The organism is Paraburkholderia antibiotica (assembly GCF_012927125.1).
In the GTDB taxonomy this organism is placed as follows: domain Bacteria; phylum Pseudomonadota; class Gammaproteobacteria; order Burkholderiales; family Burkholderiaceae; genus Paraburkholderia; species Paraburkholderia antibiotica.
This window is the reverse complement of sequence record NZ_JABBFZ010000005.1, coordinates 294735-309459: the sequence shown is the minus strand read 5'-3', so window position 1 is coordinate 309459 and position 14725 is coordinate 294735. Positions and strand designations below refer to the sequence as shown.

The following is a 14725-nucleotide window of genomic DNA, read 5'->3' as shown; positions in this document are numbered from 1 at the left end:
GTAGCCGATGAATTATGCGTCGCGACGCTGCGCACGAATGCGCCGTCCTGCACCGATTGTCCTCGACCCACACGGGCGGCCACAAGTCGCCAAAACCCATGTGTGACATGCGCACGACGTTATCGCGCGCGTGTCACAAACAGGTTAATGCGCTTCTTCCCAGTTCAGCCCGGCGCCGACTTCGGCGACGAGCGGCACCTTCAGCGCGGCGACGCCGCACATCAGTTCGGGCAAGCGCTTGCGGACTTCTGACAATTCGGCGTCGGGGACTTCGAGAATCAGTTCGTCGTGCACCTGCATGATCATGCGCGTGCCGATCCGCGAATCTTCGATCCACTTCTGCACCGCGATCATCGACAGCTTGATCAGATCGGCGGCGGTGCCCTGCATCGGCGCGTTGATCGCCGCGCGCTCGGCGGCCTGACGGCGCGGACCGTTGCCGCCGTTGATCTCCGGCAGCCACAGGCGACGGCCGAACACGGTCTCGACGTAGCCCTTCGCCTTCGCGCTCAAACGCGTCTCGTCCATGTAACGCGCGACACCCGGATAACGCGCGAAGTAGCGGTCGATATACATCTTCGCCGCATCGCGCGTGATGCCGAGGTTCGACGCGAGACCGAACGCGCTCATGCCATAGATCAGGCCGAAATTGATGACCTTCGCGACGCGCCGCTGATCGCTCGACACTTCGAGCGGTGTCACGCTGAAGATTTCCGACGCGGTGGCGCGGTGAATATCCTCGCCCTGCGCGAACGCGCGCATCAGCGATTCGTCGCCGGAGATGTGCGCCATGATGCGCAATTCGATCTGCGAATAGTCGGCGGACACGAGCTTGTGTCCCGGCGGCGCGATGAATGCCTCGCGAATGCGCCGGCCTTCGCCGGTGCGCACCGGGATGTTCTGCAGGTTCGGATCGTTCGACGCAAGCCGGCCCGTCACCGCGACGGCCTGCGCGTAGTTCGTGTGCACGCGACCAGTTTGCGCGTTGACCATGCGCGGCAGCTTGTCGGTATAGGTCGACTTCAGCTTCGACAGACCGCGATGCTCGAGCAGGATCTTCGGCAGCGGATAGTCTTCGGCGAGCTTCTGCAGCACTTCTTCGTCGGTGGACGGCGCGCCGCTCGGCGTCTTCTTGACGACCGGCAGCTCCAGCTTCTCGAAGAAGATCTGGCCGATCTGCTTCGGCGAGCCGAGATTGAATTCGCCGCCCGCGAGTTCGTACGCCTCGCCTTCGAGTTGGATCAGCCGCGTGGCGATCTCGCTACTCTGCTGGCGCAGCTTGTCCGCGTCGATCAGCACGCCCGTGCGTTCCATCTTGCGCAGCACGCGCGAGGTCGGCACTTCGATCGCGCTGTACACGTGTTCGAGCGTCTTCTCCGCGGCGATCTGCGGGTACAGCGCCTGATGCAAGCGTAATGTGATGTCGGCGTCTTCGGCCGCGTATTCGGCGGCCTGCTCCAGCGCGACTTCGTCGAAGCCGATCTGTTGCGCGCCCTTGCCGCAAATCTCTTCGTACTTGATCGTCTTCACGCCGAGATGGCGCAGCGCGAGACTGTCCATGTCGTGCGTGCGATGCGACTCGAGCACGTACGATTCGAGTAGCGTGTCGTGCTGAACGCCGCGCATTTCAATGCCGTAATTCGCGAGCACCTGTTCGTCGTATTTCAGATGCTGACCGACCTTCTTGCGGTCCTCGCTTTCGAGCCACGGCTTGAGCTTCGCCAGCACTTCGTCGCGTGGCAGTTGCACCGGTGCGTCCGGGCCGCGATGCGCGAGCGGCACGTAAGCGGCACGGCCCACTTCAACCGACAGGGACAGGCCGACGATCTGCGCGGTCATCGGATCGAGCGAAGTCGTTTCGGTGTCGAACGAAGTCAGCTCGGCCGCGTCGATCTTCGCGAGCCAGACGTCGAACTGCTCCCACGTCTGCACGGTCTCGTAGTGACGCTCCTGGTCGACCGACAGCGCGGGCGGCACGTCGGTTTCAGGGCCTTCGACCGCATCGGCGATTTCGACTTCGCGCAGCCACGTCTTGAAGCCGTTGCGCGTGAACACATCGCGCAACTCCTCGCGCGATTCGGGCCGGCTTTGCAGGCTTTCCTCGATCGACACGAGATGCCCGGTCAGATCGCACTGACGCTCGACGGTCACGAGCTTGCGCGCCATCGGCAAGAAGTCGAGCGCGCGGCGCAGGTTCTCGCCGACCGCGCCCTTGATCTCGTTCGCGTGTTCGACGATGCCGTCGAGCGAGTCGTATTGCGTGAGCCATTTGAGCGCGGTTTTCGGGCCGCATTTATCGACGCCCGGCACGTTGTCGACGGTATCGCCGATCAGCGACAGATAATCGACGATGCGCTCCGGCGGCACGCCGAACTTCGCGATCACGCCTTCGCGGTCGAGCGTTTCGTTGGTCATCGTGTTGACCAGCGTGACGCGATCCGACACGAGCTGCGCGAGGTCTTTGTCGCCTGTCGAAACGACCACGTTCATGCCGAGCTTTTCCGCTTCGGCGCACAACGTGCCGATCACGTCGTCGGCTTCGACGCGTTCGATCATCAGCAGCGGCCAGCCGAGCGCGCGCACCGCGACGTGAATCGGCTCGATCTGACGCGACAGATCTTCCGGCATCGACGGACGATTCGCCTTGTAGTCGGGATACCAGTCGTCGCGAAACGTTTTGCCCTTGGCGTCGAACACGCACGCGCTATACTCTGCTGTGACTTCCTTGCGCATGCGCCGCAGCATGTTGATCATCCCGTAGAGCGCACCCGTCGGGCTACCCTCCGGGCCGCGCAGATCGGGCATCGCATGGTAGGCCCGGTATAGATAACTCGAACCGTCGACCAACAGCAGGGTCTTACCTTCAAGGCTTCGTTCTTCAGGCATTATGACTAAGAGAAAAGTGATTCCGAGTCTGCGATCGCTCGCAGATCAAGAGCGCGCAACGGCCAAAAAGGCCCGCGCATCGTGGCAGATGTTCACGATTATGGCAGAGTTTATCGAGGCGACCGAGTACCTCTCCGAGATTCGCCCGGCGGTCAGCATCTACGGTTCTGCGCGCCTGAAACCGAACTCGCCGTACTACAAACTCGCCACGCAAATCGCGCGCAAATTGTCGGATGCGGGCTTCGCGGTGATCTCCGGCGGCGGCCCCGGCATCATGGAAGCAGCCAACAAGGGCGCGCATGCGGGCAAGGCACCGTCGGTCGGTCTGAACATCGAATTGCCGCACGAGCAATCGGGCAACCAGTGGCAGGATATCTCGCTGCGCTTCCGTCACTTCTTCACGCGCAAGGTCACGTTCGTGAAGAACTCGGACGCGGTGATCGTGATGCCGGGCGGCTTCGGCACGCTGGATGAACTGGCCGAAGTGCTCACGCTGATCCAGACCAAGAAGTCGCGTCACGTACCGATCATTCTGGTCGGCGCGGAGTTCTGGGAAGGCCTGCTCGCGTGGTTCAAGAGTTCGCTGATTCCGATGGGCCTGATCAATCCGACCGACATCGATCTGATGCAGGTAATCGACGATCCGGACCAGGTGCTCGACGCGGTGCTGAAGTTCTATGAAGACCGCGAGGAAGGCGAGCAACATCCGGTCAAGTCGGACGAAGACCGGATGTTCTATCTGTAATGCCATGACTTAGCGCGGGCACCGCGTTGCGCGAATCGTTTCGCGCTGCGCGCTTCTCGCGGCGTAGCGCATGCGTGCATGCAAAGCAGTTTTCGGCGGGCGGCCTTCGGGTCGCCCGCTTTCGTTTTGCAGGCCAGTTTGCGGCGCGCTTACGGTCATACACTCGCACGCAAAAATCGTTTTGCGTGCCGCCGGTTCGGCGCTAACCTGCTGGGCTTCTACTCGAAGCTCTGCACTATGGACCACGAACTGACCTCGCCCGCCTCCGAACTTGCGCCCACCCCGACGCTGCGCGAAATCTTCGGCGGCTTTCTCGGCCTCGGGCTGATTTCATTTGGCGGCGCATTGCCGCTCGCGCGCCGCGCGCTCGTCGAACGACGCCGTTGGCTCACGGCCGACGAGTTCACCGACCTGCTCGGTCTGTGCCAATTCCTGCCGGGCGGCAACGTAATCAATCTGTCGGTCGCGATGGGCATGCGCTTTCGCGGCGTGCCCGGCGCGCTGGCCGGCCTGCTCGGGCTGATCGCGGGACCCTCGCTGGTGGTGATCGGCCTCGGCGTGCTGTATGAGCACACGCAGAACGATCCGCACGTGCGCCATCTGTTCGCGGGGCTCGCCGCGGCCGCGTCGGGCCTGTTGATCTCGATGGCGACCAGGATCGTGCTGCCGTTACGCAACAAGCCGCTGGCCGCGCTGATCGCGGTGCTCGGCTTCATCGCGATTGCAGTGCTGCGCTTGCCGCTACTGCCGACGATGCTCGTGCTCACACCGCTCAGCATCTACTTCGCCGCAAGGAGCGCACGATGAACGATACGCTCGTTGCGCTCGCGACCATCTTCAGTCAGCTGTCGCTGCTCGCATTCGGCGGCGGCAATACGATTCTTCCGGAGATGCAGCGGCAGGTGGTCGACGTGCATCACTGGATGCCGGCCAGCGAATTCAGCGCGCTGTTCGCGCTCGCGCAAGCCGCGCCGGGCCCGAACCTGATGATCGTGACGCTGATCGGCTGGCATGTGGCCGGTTGGGCCGGCATGCTGGTCACGTCGATTGCGAAGTTCGGGCCGTCGTCGCTGGTGACGATCATTGCGCTGCACGCCTGGGACCGCTTCAAGGATCGGCCGTGGCGACGCTATGCGCAGCTCGGGCTGGTGCCGGTGACGGCCGGCATCGTCGCGGCGAGCGCGGCGGTGATCGCGCGAGCATCGAACCCGACCGCGATCGCGTGGGCGATCACCGCGTTCACCGCGGTCATGGCGACGAAGACGCGCATTCATCCGCTGTGGCTGCTGGCGGCCGGCAGTCTGATCGGGCTGACGGGGTTCGGACAGGGTTGAGAAAGCTTTCCGGCGGCATGCGCCGGCAAGCCGTGCAACAGCACATACGGCGCGAACGGACGATCTCGATAGATGCGCCTGAGGCTGCGTCAACCGGGCCAAACGGCATCCGCCACTAACGACGGATGCCGGCTTCGCCCTACCGGGCTACTGGAACGCCACCTCGGCAAAGCTCCGCAATTTGCGGCTATGCAAGCGATGCAGCCCATTCATCCGCAGCAACTCCATCGCCTTCACGCCGATCTGCAGATGCTGGTCGACCTGTGCGCGATAGAACTGATCGGCCATGCCCGGCAACTTCAGCTCGCCGTGCAGCGGCTTGTCCGACACGCACAGCAAGGTGCCGTAAGGCACGCGGAAGCGGAAGCCGTTCGCGGCGATCGTCGCGCTTTCCATGTCGAGCGCGATCGCGCGGCTTTGCGACAGCCGCTGCACCGGCTCGCGATGATCGCGCAGCTCCCAATTGCGGTTGTCGACGCTCGCCACCGTGCCCGTGCGCATCACCCGCTTCAACTCGACGCCGTCGAGCTGCGTGACCTGCGCGACCGCGCGTTCGAGCGCGACCTGCACTTCGGCGAGCGCCGGGATCGGCACCCACAGCGGCAGATCGGCGTCGAGCACATGGTCTTCGCGCACGTAGCCGTGCGCGAGCACGTAGTCGCCGAGACGCTGCGTGTTGCGCAGCCCCGCGCAGTGGCCGAGCATGATCCACGCGTGCGGACGCAGCACCGCGATGTGATCGGTGATCGTCTTCGCATTCGACGGCCCGACGCCGATGTTGACCATCGTGATGCCGCTGCCGTCCGCGCGCTTCAGGTGATATGCGGGCATCTGCGGCAGACGCGGCGGCGGTGTGCCCTCCTGCGCCTGTTCGCCGAGATTCTCGTTGTACGTGACCACGTCGCCGGGCTCGACGAACGACGTGTATTCGCTGCGGTACGCGCGCAATTCCGCATCGTCGGTATGGGCCATCATGTTGCGGCCGAGCTTGACGAATTCGTCGATGTAGAACTGGTAGTTCGTGTACAGCACGTAGTTCTGCACATGCGTCGGCGAAGTCGCCGTGTAGTGCTTCAACCGATGCAGCGAAAAATCGACGCGCGCCGCCGTGAACAGCGCGAGCGGATGCGGCTCGCCGGGCAGCGGCTCGTAGGTGCCGTTGACGATGCGGTCGTCGAGCAGCGCGAGGTCCGGCGTGTCGAAGATGTCGCGCATCAGGAACAGGCGCTCGCGGTCCAGATCGCCTTCGAGGTGGATGCCCTCGGCGAAGGCGAAATGAATCGGGATCGGCTGATCCGATACGCCGACCTCGATCTGCACGTGATGGTTCTTCGCCAGCAGCCGCAGCTGCTCGCGATAGTAATTGCCGAACAGATCGGGCCGCGTGACGGTCGTCTCGAACACGCCCGGCCCCGCGACGAAGCCGTACGAACGGCGCGAGTCGATGTGCGTATTGACCTCGGTGCGCACCCGCACGAACGGATAGCATGCGCGCACGCGCTGCTCGAACTGTTCGTTGCGGCGGTAGCGCGCGAACGCATCGCGCAGAAACGACGTGTTCGCCTCGTAAATCGCCGCGAGACGGGTGACGGCCTCGGTCGCGTCTTCGAAGCCCTCGGTCGGGAAACTGTTGGTGGGAGTCAGCACCGTGCGTTGATTGATATCGTTGTTCATCATCGTTCCCCCCTATTGATGCAACGACCTTACCACGGAACCCGCCGCCGCCAAATGTCGCCATCGCACGCTCGGCGGGGTTCGCGCACGCCGCGCGCGTGTTGCGCGAAAGCGGCGCAAAATAAGGCCGCGCGCCCGTACGCAAGGCCGGATTTGCTAGAATCGGCGCACCCAATCGGAGAATCACCATGAAGCCGCTCCTTCCCGTCGCCGTTGCGCTGGCTCTCGCCTTCGGCAACGCCGCGATGGCTGCCCAGCCCGTCGACGAACCGCCGCCGGCCGATGCGCCCCAGTCCGCCAATGAACGGGCCGGTCTGCCCGACCTGGCGAAGATCAATCGTCCGGGCGCCGAGGTCAGCTCGAAGGTCGACATCAACGTGCCGCGCACGCCGAGCTTCCATCAGGTCACGCCGAGCGGCACCGAAATCACCGAATACCGCGACAAGGGCAAGCCGGTCGAAATCAACGTGCGCTCGAACTTCGGCACGCGCTATCAGATGACCGCGCCGCCCGACACGTCGCCGACCGTCCACGACAGCGGTCGTCCGAGCACACGCCTGCCGTCGGTCAATCTGCGCTACTGATCGATGCGGTGGCGGCGCGCCGGCAACGGCCGCCGTCGTCGGTATCTGCAGCGGATACGCGGCGGACCGCTTCAGGCCGTGCAGCACTGAAGCGGCCCGGCGACGCAACCTGGGCATACTTATGCCGCCGACTTGCGTCGCAGACTTGTGCCGCTGAAGGTATCGTCGTGCCGCGCTCGGTATGCGCTCGCCGCGCTAATAGGATGGCCGGCGCCGAGCCGCCCGCTTTGCCACAGCTTCGCCACATTCTTTTGCCTCACCTCGCACTGGCCGCACCGCGCCAGCCCGAACAACCTGACCCGACGTTTCCCGCATGGCCGTCTTCACCGCTGTCAACGAATCCCAACTCGCAGAATGGATGCGCCACTACGATCTCGGCGATGTCGTCGAATTGCGCGGCATCTCGTCCGGCATTGAAAACAGCAACTTCTTTCTGACGACGACGCGCGGCGAATACGTGCTGACCATTTTCGAGAAGCTGACCGCCGAGCAACTGCCGTTCTATCTCGACCTGATGCGCCACCTCGCGTCGCATCGCGTGCCGGTGCCGGACCCGATGCCGCGCCGCGACGGCGCGCTGTTCGGCCTGCTGCTCGACAAGCCCGCGACGATCGTGACCAAGCTCGAAGGCGCGCCCGAACTCGCGCCCGGCATCGAGCACTGTGTCGAAGTCGGCCAGATGCTCGCGCGCATGCACCTCGCGGGCCGCGACTATCCGCGCTATCAGCCGAATCTGCGCAGCCTGCCGTGGTGGCGCGAGACCGTGCCGACCATCCTGCCGTATCTCGAGGGCGAGCAGCGCGCGTTGCTGTCGTCGGAACTCGCGCACCAGGAAGCGTTCTTCGCGTCGGCCGATTACGCGGCGATGCCCGGCGGCCCGTGCCATGCCGATCTGTTCCGCGACAACGCGATGTTCGCGCACGCGGCGCCCGATACCGGCCACGAAGTGCGGCTCGGCGGTTTCTTCGACTTCTACTTCGCCGGCTGCGACAAATGGCTCTTCGACGTGGCGGTCACGGTCAACGACTGGTGCGTCGACCTCGCGACCGGCACGCTCGACGACGCGCGCACCGAAGCGCTGCTGCGCGCCTACCAGACGGTGCGGCCGTTCACGGTCGAGGAAAACCGCCACTGGGGCGACATGCTGCGAGCCGGCGCGTACCGCTTCTGGGTCTCGCGCCTGTATGATTTTCACCTGCCGCGCGCGGCCGAGCTGCTCAAGCCGCACGACCCCGGCCATTTCGAACGCATTCTGCGCGAGCGCCTGAAGGGCGTCGCCAATCCAGGCATTCATACCCCATGCAACTGATCGAAGTCCCCGCGAAAACCGGCTACGTGTGGTTCCGGCAAGGCATCTGGCTGTTCCGCAAGAACCCGCTCGCGTTTCTCACGCTGTTTTTCACCTATCTGCTGGTGATGACGCTCGTCGCGCAGATTCCGGTTGTCGGTGGCGTGCTGCCGCTGCTGTTCATTCCGGGCGTCGCGGTCGGCTTCATGGCCGCATGCCGCAACACGATCGCGGGCAAGCCGGTGTTTCCGACCATCCTCGTCGACGGCTTTCATTCTTATGGCCCGGTGGTCGCGCGCCGGCTGCTCGTGCTCGGCGTGGTGTACGTGGTCGCGATGGCGCTGGTGCTGGCCGGCTCGGCGCTCGCCGACGGCGGCATGCTGCTGAAGGTGATGCTCGGCGGCGCCGCGATGGATGAAAACGCGATCGCCAACAGCAATATCCCGCTTGCGGTACTCACCGCGCTTGCGTTTTACGTGCCGGTCGCGATGCTGTTCTGGTTCTCGCCGATCCTCACCGCGTGGCACGACGTGCCGCCCGTCAAGGCGATGTTCTTCAGCGTCGTCAGCTGCTGGCGTAATCGCGGCGCTTTCGTCGTGTTCGCGGCGCTGTGGTTCTCGGTCGCGACGGTGGTGTCGTTCGGACTGACCGCGCTGATGCAGGCGCTCGGCGCAGCCGACTTCGCATTCGCGATCCTGATGCCCGCCACGATGATCGTCACGACGATGCTGTACTGCTCGTTCTACGCGACCTACCGCGGCTGCTTCGGCGTGCAGACGCCGCAAACGCCGGATCTGCCGACCAAACCGGCGGCCTGATTCGTCGCTTGTCGCGCGGGCGTCGTCCTGATGTCCGCGCGGCGCGATCTTTTTCTCGCGGCTTTCCCTCGCGTCTTTCCTGTTTGTTCCGCGCGTTCTCCGTTTTTCCCCGCCGATTTCCGGCGCCCCTCGCCGCTTTCCCGCCCGCCTCACGCTCGTCACCCTGCGCTCCGATTTGCGGCACAATAGTTTGTGTGCAATCCATTTGCACACTCTTTCAGCCGAGATGCACGATGACCCAGCGCGCCGCCCTTCCCTTCACGCTCGACGAGCAACTCTGTTTCGCCCTCTACTCGACATCGCTGGCGATGACGAAAGCGTACAAGCCGCTGCTCGAGAAGCTCGGTCTCACGTACCCGCAATATCTGGCGATGCTGGTGCTGTGGGAAACCGACGACATCACCGTCAAGGACATGGCCGCGCGCCTGAACCTCGACCCCGCCACCGTCACGCCGCTGCTCAAACGGCTCGAGGCGCAAGGCCTCGTCGAACGGGTGCGCGGCACCGATGACGAACGACTCGTCTATCTCCGCCTCTCCAGCGCGGGCAAGGCACTCAAGCGCCAGGCGCGCGAAGTGCCCGCCGAAATCTTTTGCGCGACCCAGCAGACGCCGGAATTCCTGCTGCGTCTGCGCGACGACCTCACGCGACTACGCGCGACGCTCAACGACTACATGGATCAGTAGAGCGCTCATTGCAACAGAGTGATTCCGGTATCGCCCGTAAATTGATTTGCACACAAATGATTTGTGTACTATCTTAACGACATGCCGCTTCGCTAACACCTCGCCCGACCGGCGAACCAGCCGAGGCGGCAAGCATGCAAACCCTGACAACCCGGATAAGGAGCAGCACCATGAACATTCTCTACAAGGCAAGCGCAACGAGCACCGGTGGCCGCGACGGTCGCGCCGTATCGTCGGACAATGCACTGGACGTGAAGCTGGCCGCGCCGCGTGAACTCGGCGGCAACGGCGCGGCGGGCACCAATCCGGAACAACTGTTCGCGGCCGGCTATTCGGCCTGTTTCCTGAGCGCCATGAAGTTCGTCGCGGGCCAGAACAAGCAGGCCCTCCCGGCCGACACGCAAGTCTCCGCCGAGGTCGGCATCGGCCCGAACGACAAGGGCGGTTTCGCGCTCGACATCGATCTGCGCATCTCGCTGCCGGGCCTCGACGCCGCCGCCGCAAAGGATCTCGTCGACGCCGCGCATCAGGTTTGCCCGTATTCGAACGCCACGCGCAACAACGTCGCGGTGCGCCTGCACGTCGCTTAAGTTAGGCGCCGGTTGCGCGGCGGTTGACGTCGCCGCAAACGCCGTTCCCGCCCAAGCTCAACGACGACGCGCTATCGCGAACAGCGCCCGCTCCCTGCACAATGGGAGCGGGCGCTGCCGCATTGGGCGTCCGCGGCACGCAATCTGCAACACAGGCATCAACTCTCCCCTTTCAACCGACACCCGATGACACGCGCCCGCCGTATCGACGACACCTTCGACACCGGCCTCGTCTGGTTCCGCCGCGATCTGCGCAGCACCGACCAGGCCGCGCTCTACTACGCGCTCAAGCACTGCGAACGTGTCTGGTGCGTGTTCGTGTTCGACACCACGATCCTGCAGCCGCTCGCCGACACCTGGCACGCGCGCCACCCGGGCGAGCCGGTGCAGGATCGCCGCATCGACTTCATCGTTGCGTCGCTGCGCGAACTCGACGACGCATTGCGCGCGCACGGCGGCGGCCTCATCGTGCTGTACGGCGATCCGGCGGAGCTGGTGCCGAAGCTTGCCGCCGAACTGCGGGTCGACGCCGTGTTCGCGAATCACGATTACGAGCCCGTCGCGATCGAGCGCGACGCGACGGTAGACGCGCACCTCGCCGAAGCAGGCCGTCAATGGCTGACGTTCAAGGACCAGACGATCTTCGAGCGCGACGAATTGCTGAACGGCCAGGGCAAGCCGTTCGCCGTCTTCACGCCGTACAAGAACGCATGGCTCAAGCAATTGAGCGCGTTCGACCTGAAGCCCTACCCGGTCGAAACCTACGCGAAGCATCTAGCGGCGCTGCCGCGCAAGCTCGACCGCCAGTTGCCGACGGTCGACCAGTTCGGCTTCGCGCCCAGTAACCTGACGGATCTGAAGCTGCCCGCCGGCATGAGCGGCGCGCAGCAGTTGCTCGACGACTTCCTGACGCGCATCGACAGTTATGCGGACTGGCGCGACTTTCCCGCCGCGAAAGGGCCCAGTTATCTGTCGGTGCATCTGCGCTTCGGCACGGTATCGATCCGCACGCTCGCGCGGCTCGCGTACGAGATGTCGTTGCAACCCGACGGCAACGGCGCGGCGACGTGGCTGTCGGAGCTGATCTGGCGGGACTTCTATTTCATGGTGCTCGCGCATCATCCGCGCATCGCGAGCGGCGCGTCGTTCAAGCCGGAGTACGAGCGCTTGCGCTGGGAACAGGGCGCCGCCGCCGATGCAGCGTTCACCGCCTGGTGCGAAGGCCGCACCGGCTATCCGCTCGTCGACGCCGCGATGCTGCAACTGAACCGCACCGGTTATATGCACAATCGTCTGCGTATGGTGACCGCGAGTTTTCTCGCGAAGGATCTGGGCGTCGACTGGCGACGCGGCGAGCGCTATTTCGCGGACCTGCTCAACGACTTCGATTTCTCGGCGAACAACGGCGGCTGGCAATGGGCGGCGTCGACCGGCTGCGACGCGCAGCCCTACTTCCGGATTTTCAATCCGGTGACCCAGTCTGAAAAATTTGACCCCGACGGACGCTTTATCAACCGATATCTTCCCCAACTCGCGAAGCTACCGGCAAAATGGATTCACGCGCCGTGGCTCGCGGGCGCCGGGAAGCTGGCGGAATTCGGCGTGGTGCTGGGCAAGGATTATCCCGAGCCGATCGTCGATCATGCGCAGGCGCGCGAGCGCACACTGGCTCGTTACGGCAAGTGAGTGGTCGCTTACGTCGTTGCTTAGGTTGTTGCGTACATCATTGAAGAACAACGTCCGAGGGGGTGAAGATGCGCCGTCTGCCGTCGCTGCTCGTGTTTCTGATCCTGACGCTGGCGGCCGGCTGGGCCGCGAGTCTGTCGCTGCCGGACGCGTGGTATGCCGGTCTGCAAAAACCCGTCTTCAATCCACCGAACTGGGTGTTCCCACCGGTCTGGACCGTGCTCTACGTGCTGATGGCGTTTTCGGCGTGGCGCGTCTGGAAGCGCGACGGCGTGACCGCGGCGATCGTGCTGTGGGTCGTGCAGTTGTTGTTCAACGCGGCGTGGATGTGGCTGTTTTTCGGCCTGCATCGGCCGGACGCGGGCCTGATCGACATCCTGATTCTGCTGGTGCTGATCGTCGCGCTGACCTACATGTTCTGGCGACGCGATCGACTCGCGGGCGTGCTGCTGGTGCCGTACGTCGTGTGGGTCGCGTATGCGGCGCTGTTGAACTACGCGTTGTGGCAGATGAATCCGGTTACCTGAACCAGGCGGGGCTGCGTCGAGCCGCTGGACGGTGAATCGGTTGATTAGTTGACTGGCCGCGAAGGCCGTATGGCGGGTGAAACAGGGGAAACGGGGGAATTTCCAGGCGACAGCCTGAGCGGCTCACCCCAAACACCGGCGCCTCACGACGCGCCGATGTTCCGATTGCTACAGCCTGATGCCGACGATTAATGCTGACGACTAATGCCAGCGGTCAGCGCCGGATCAGCCGTAGTGCTGGCTCATCCACGACGGCTGACGCACGTTGGCTTCGCGATCGAGCTTGCGCATGCGGAATTCGAGATCGTACAGATCGGTGGCTTCGGCAAGATAGGCGTCGGCGCGCTCTTTGGCGAGCTGGTCCGGCGATTTGGTCAGAAACAGAAACAGGCGGCTAAGCAGATACATGGTCGACCTCGGCAATGGAGACTAAGCGTTTACTACTAAGGGATAACCCGTATTATAGGGAAAACCCTAGGATGACGCCACTCTTCATTTCCAAAGTGTTGTTACTGCCTCATCTGCCGGCCGACGAAGCCGCCACCACGGTGCTTTCTGCAAGATGCCCCGCGTCCGGACGACGCTGATGCCTGAAGAATTCCCACACCATCGCGCTCGCATCCGGGCCTTTCGACGAATGAAACGGCACCGCGTCGTCGCCGCCAGCCCACGCGTGGCCCAGCCCCTGTACGCGACACACCCGCACCACGCGCCGGCCGCCGCGCACATAGTCGCGCATCACGACGCCGCCCTTGCGGTCCTCGCGCATCTCGCCGGCCTTGCGGACGCCGTCCGCATCGATAAGGCGATTCAGGCGCAGGAACTGCGTCGCCAGCTGGTCCGCGTTGACCGGCGCCACCACGTGATCGGCGTCGCCGTGAATGATCAGCGCCGGCATGCCCGGGTACTGCGCGACGTCGGTCATCGCGTCTACCAGTTCGACCGGTTCGCGGCGTGTGCCGCGTCGCATCACGTCCATTGCCGTGATGCCGGTGCGGGCCTCGCCGAAAGCGGGGCCAGAATGGAGCGCCACTGCGGCGAAATGACTCGGATATTTGACGGCCAGCAGCGCGCTCAGGCCCGCGCCCGCCGAAATCCCCGCCACATAGACGCGCCCGGAGTCGAAGCCGTGCTGCTCGACCAGCGCATCGACCAGCGACACCACCGCGCGCGCCTCGGCGCCGCCCGCGCTGTCGCCAGAGTCGTACCAATGCCAGCAGCGATGAGAGTGCGCGTGCTTCGACTGCTCCGGGTAGACCACCGCGAAACCGTAGCGGTCGGCGAGCAGGTTCATGCGCGTGCCTTCGGCGAATTCGTCGATGGACTGGGTACAACCGTGCAGCATCACGACGAGCGGCAGCGCCTCGTGTGCGTGGCCGGACGGAATGTAGAGGCCGTACTGCAAATGATTGACGAGCCTGCCCGGGGCGGCCGGCGCGGAATGGAACGAGCGGGTCCACGAACCGCTTGCCCACGCAGCCGCGCGTGGTCGCACCCGCGACTCGCGCGGCGCTTCGCGCCTCGTGGGCGTGCGCAATGCGGCAGCCGGCTTCAGCGGACGAGCCTTGCTCGACGGTTTGTTGGCGGCGGCACGAATGGGTCGCGCCGACGTTCGCTTGGCGGTTTTCTGCGCGTGTTCGGTCTGAATCGCGAGTAGGCGCTTGAGACCGCGCAGCCAGATTTTCGACAGGCTTTTTGCCATCGGCGATAACCTCGCAAAAAGGGACAGTGCAGACCGGCAAAATCACCGGAACGCAGGAAGTTGTGCAATGCACAATAACATCATTCTTCATGCGTTGCTGAAGACCGGCACGGCCAACTCATCCCCAATTTCGGCCACGGCGAACCTTGCCGCCACGTCGCCGTCAAACCCCGACATCGCCCGTTCGGCAGCCCACATTGGGCGG

The 14725-nt window shown here is 64.2% G+C and carries 14 protein-coding genes; 10 read left to right on the top strand and 4 right to left on the bottom strand.

The genetic code is table 11. The features are described 5' to 3' along the window. Window positions 1-144 precede the first annotated feature (144 nt). Entirely contained in the window at window positions 145-2886 is a 2742-nt protein-coding gene (gene polA / locus HHL14_RS12275) for a DNA polymerase I (RefSeq protein ID WP_169497874.1), read from the bottom strand. Window position 2887: 1 nt separating this feature from the next. On the opposite strand from polA, the gene HHL14_RS12270 reads away from it, so the two are divergent. The 3 genes from HHL14_RS12270 to HHL14_RS12260 all read left to right on the top strand — a co-directional run bounded on the left by HHL14_RS12270 (window position 2888) and on the right by HHL14_RS12260 (window position 4965). After that, complete coding sequence (locus tag HHL14_RS12270) at window positions 2888-3631, top strand: LOG family protein (RefSeq protein ID WP_169497873.1); 744 nt, start codon at window positions 2888-2890, stop codon at window positions 3629-3631. A gap of 237 nt (window positions 3632-3868) precedes the next feature. Beyond that, window positions 3869-4438, top strand: a complete 570-nt coding sequence (locus HHL14_RS12265) for a chromate transporter (RefSeq protein ID WP_169497872.1) — start codon at window positions 3869-3871, stop codon at window positions 4436-4438. Next, window positions 4435-4965, top strand: coding sequence for a chromate transporter (locus HHL14_RS12260; RefSeq protein ID WP_169497871.1), 531 nt, complete (start codon window positions 4435-4437; stop codon window positions 4963-4965). The genes HHL14_RS12265 and HHL14_RS12260 overlap by 4 nt, the downstream gene beginning before the upstream one ends. A gap of 147 nt (window positions 4966-5112) precedes the next feature. Here the strand turns inward: HHL14_RS12260 and HHL14_RS12255 are convergent, their stop codons facing one another. Beyond that, window positions 5113-6639: an AMP nucleosidase gene (locus tag HHL14_RS12255; RefSeq protein WP_169497934.1), complete on the bottom strand. Its 1527-nt coding sequence runs from the start codon at window positions 6637-6639 to the stop codon at window positions 5113-5115. 188 nt (window positions 6640-6827) lie between these two features. Between HHL14_RS12255 and HHL14_RS12250 the strand changes: the two genes are divergently transcribed. The 7 genes from HHL14_RS12250 to HHL14_RS12220 all read left to right on the top strand — a co-directional run bounded on the left by HHL14_RS12250 (window position 6828) and on the right by HHL14_RS12220 (window position 12818). Beyond that, the gene (locus HHL14_RS12250; protein ID WP_169497870.1) at window positions 6828-7223 is read left to right on the top strand and encodes a hypothetical protein; all 396 of its coding nucleotides are present in this window, start codon (window positions 6828-6830) and stop codon (window positions 7221-7223) included. A gap of 313 nt (window positions 7224-7536) precedes the next feature. Beyond that, window positions 7537-8532, top strand: a complete 996-nt coding sequence (locus HHL14_RS12245; protein WP_169497869.1) for a homoserine kinase — start codon at window positions 7537-7539, stop codon at window positions 8530-8532. Continuing rightward, on the top strand, window positions 8523-9329 hold the full coding sequence (locus HHL14_RS12240; RefSeq protein ID WP_169497868.1) for a BPSS1780 family membrane protein: 807 nt from the start codon (window positions 8523-8525) through the stop codon (window positions 9327-9329). The genes HHL14_RS12245 and HHL14_RS12240 overlap by 10 nt, the downstream gene beginning before the upstream one ends. 233 nt (window positions 9330-9562) lie before the next feature. Continuing rightward, window positions 9563-10015 (top strand): MarR family winged helix-turn-helix transcriptional regulator, encoded by a 453-nt coding sequence (locus HHL14_RS12235; protein WP_169497867.1) that lies wholly within the window; start codon window positions 9563-9565, stop codon window positions 10013-10015. Window positions 10016-10185: 170 nt separating this feature from the next. Then, window positions 10186-10605 carry an organic hydroperoxide resistance protein gene (locus HHL14_RS12230; RefSeq protein ID WP_169497866.1) on the top strand — a complete coding sequence of 140 codons (420 nt, stop codon included), beginning with the start codon at window positions 10186-10188 and terminating at the stop codon, window positions 10603-10605. Window positions 10606-10791: 186 nt separating this feature from the next. Beyond that, window positions 10792-12291 carry a cryptochrome/photolyase family protein gene (locus HHL14_RS12225; RefSeq protein WP_169497865.1) on the top strand — a complete coding sequence of 500 codons (1500 nt, stop codon included), beginning with the start codon at window positions 10792-10794 and terminating at the stop codon, window positions 12289-12291. Window positions 12292-12359: 68 nt separating this feature from the next. Continuing rightward, window positions 12360-12818 carry a TspO/MBR family protein gene (locus HHL14_RS12220; RefSeq protein ID WP_169497864.1) on the top strand — a complete coding sequence of 153 codons (459 nt, stop codon included), beginning with the start codon at window positions 12360-12362 and terminating at the stop codon, window positions 12816-12818. 225 nt (window positions 12819-13043) lie between these two features. Here the strand turns inward: HHL14_RS12220 and HHL14_RS12215 are convergent, their stop codons facing one another. Together HHL14_RS12215 and HHL14_RS12210 are read right to left on the bottom strand one after the other, a co-directional pair. Beyond that, window positions 13044-13226: a DUF3563 family protein gene (locus HHL14_RS12215; protein WP_169497863.1), complete on the bottom strand. Its 183-nt coding sequence runs from the start codon at window positions 13224-13226 to the stop codon at window positions 13044-13046. A 109-nt stretch (window positions 13227-13335) separates the two neighbouring features. Beyond that, a complete protein-coding gene (locus HHL14_RS12210) occupies window positions 13336-14520 on the bottom strand; it encodes an extracellular catalytic domain type 1 short-chain-length polyhydroxyalkanoate depolymerase (protein WP_169497862.1) in 1185 nt (394 codons plus the stop codon). Window positions 14521-14725 lie beyond the last annotated feature (205 nt).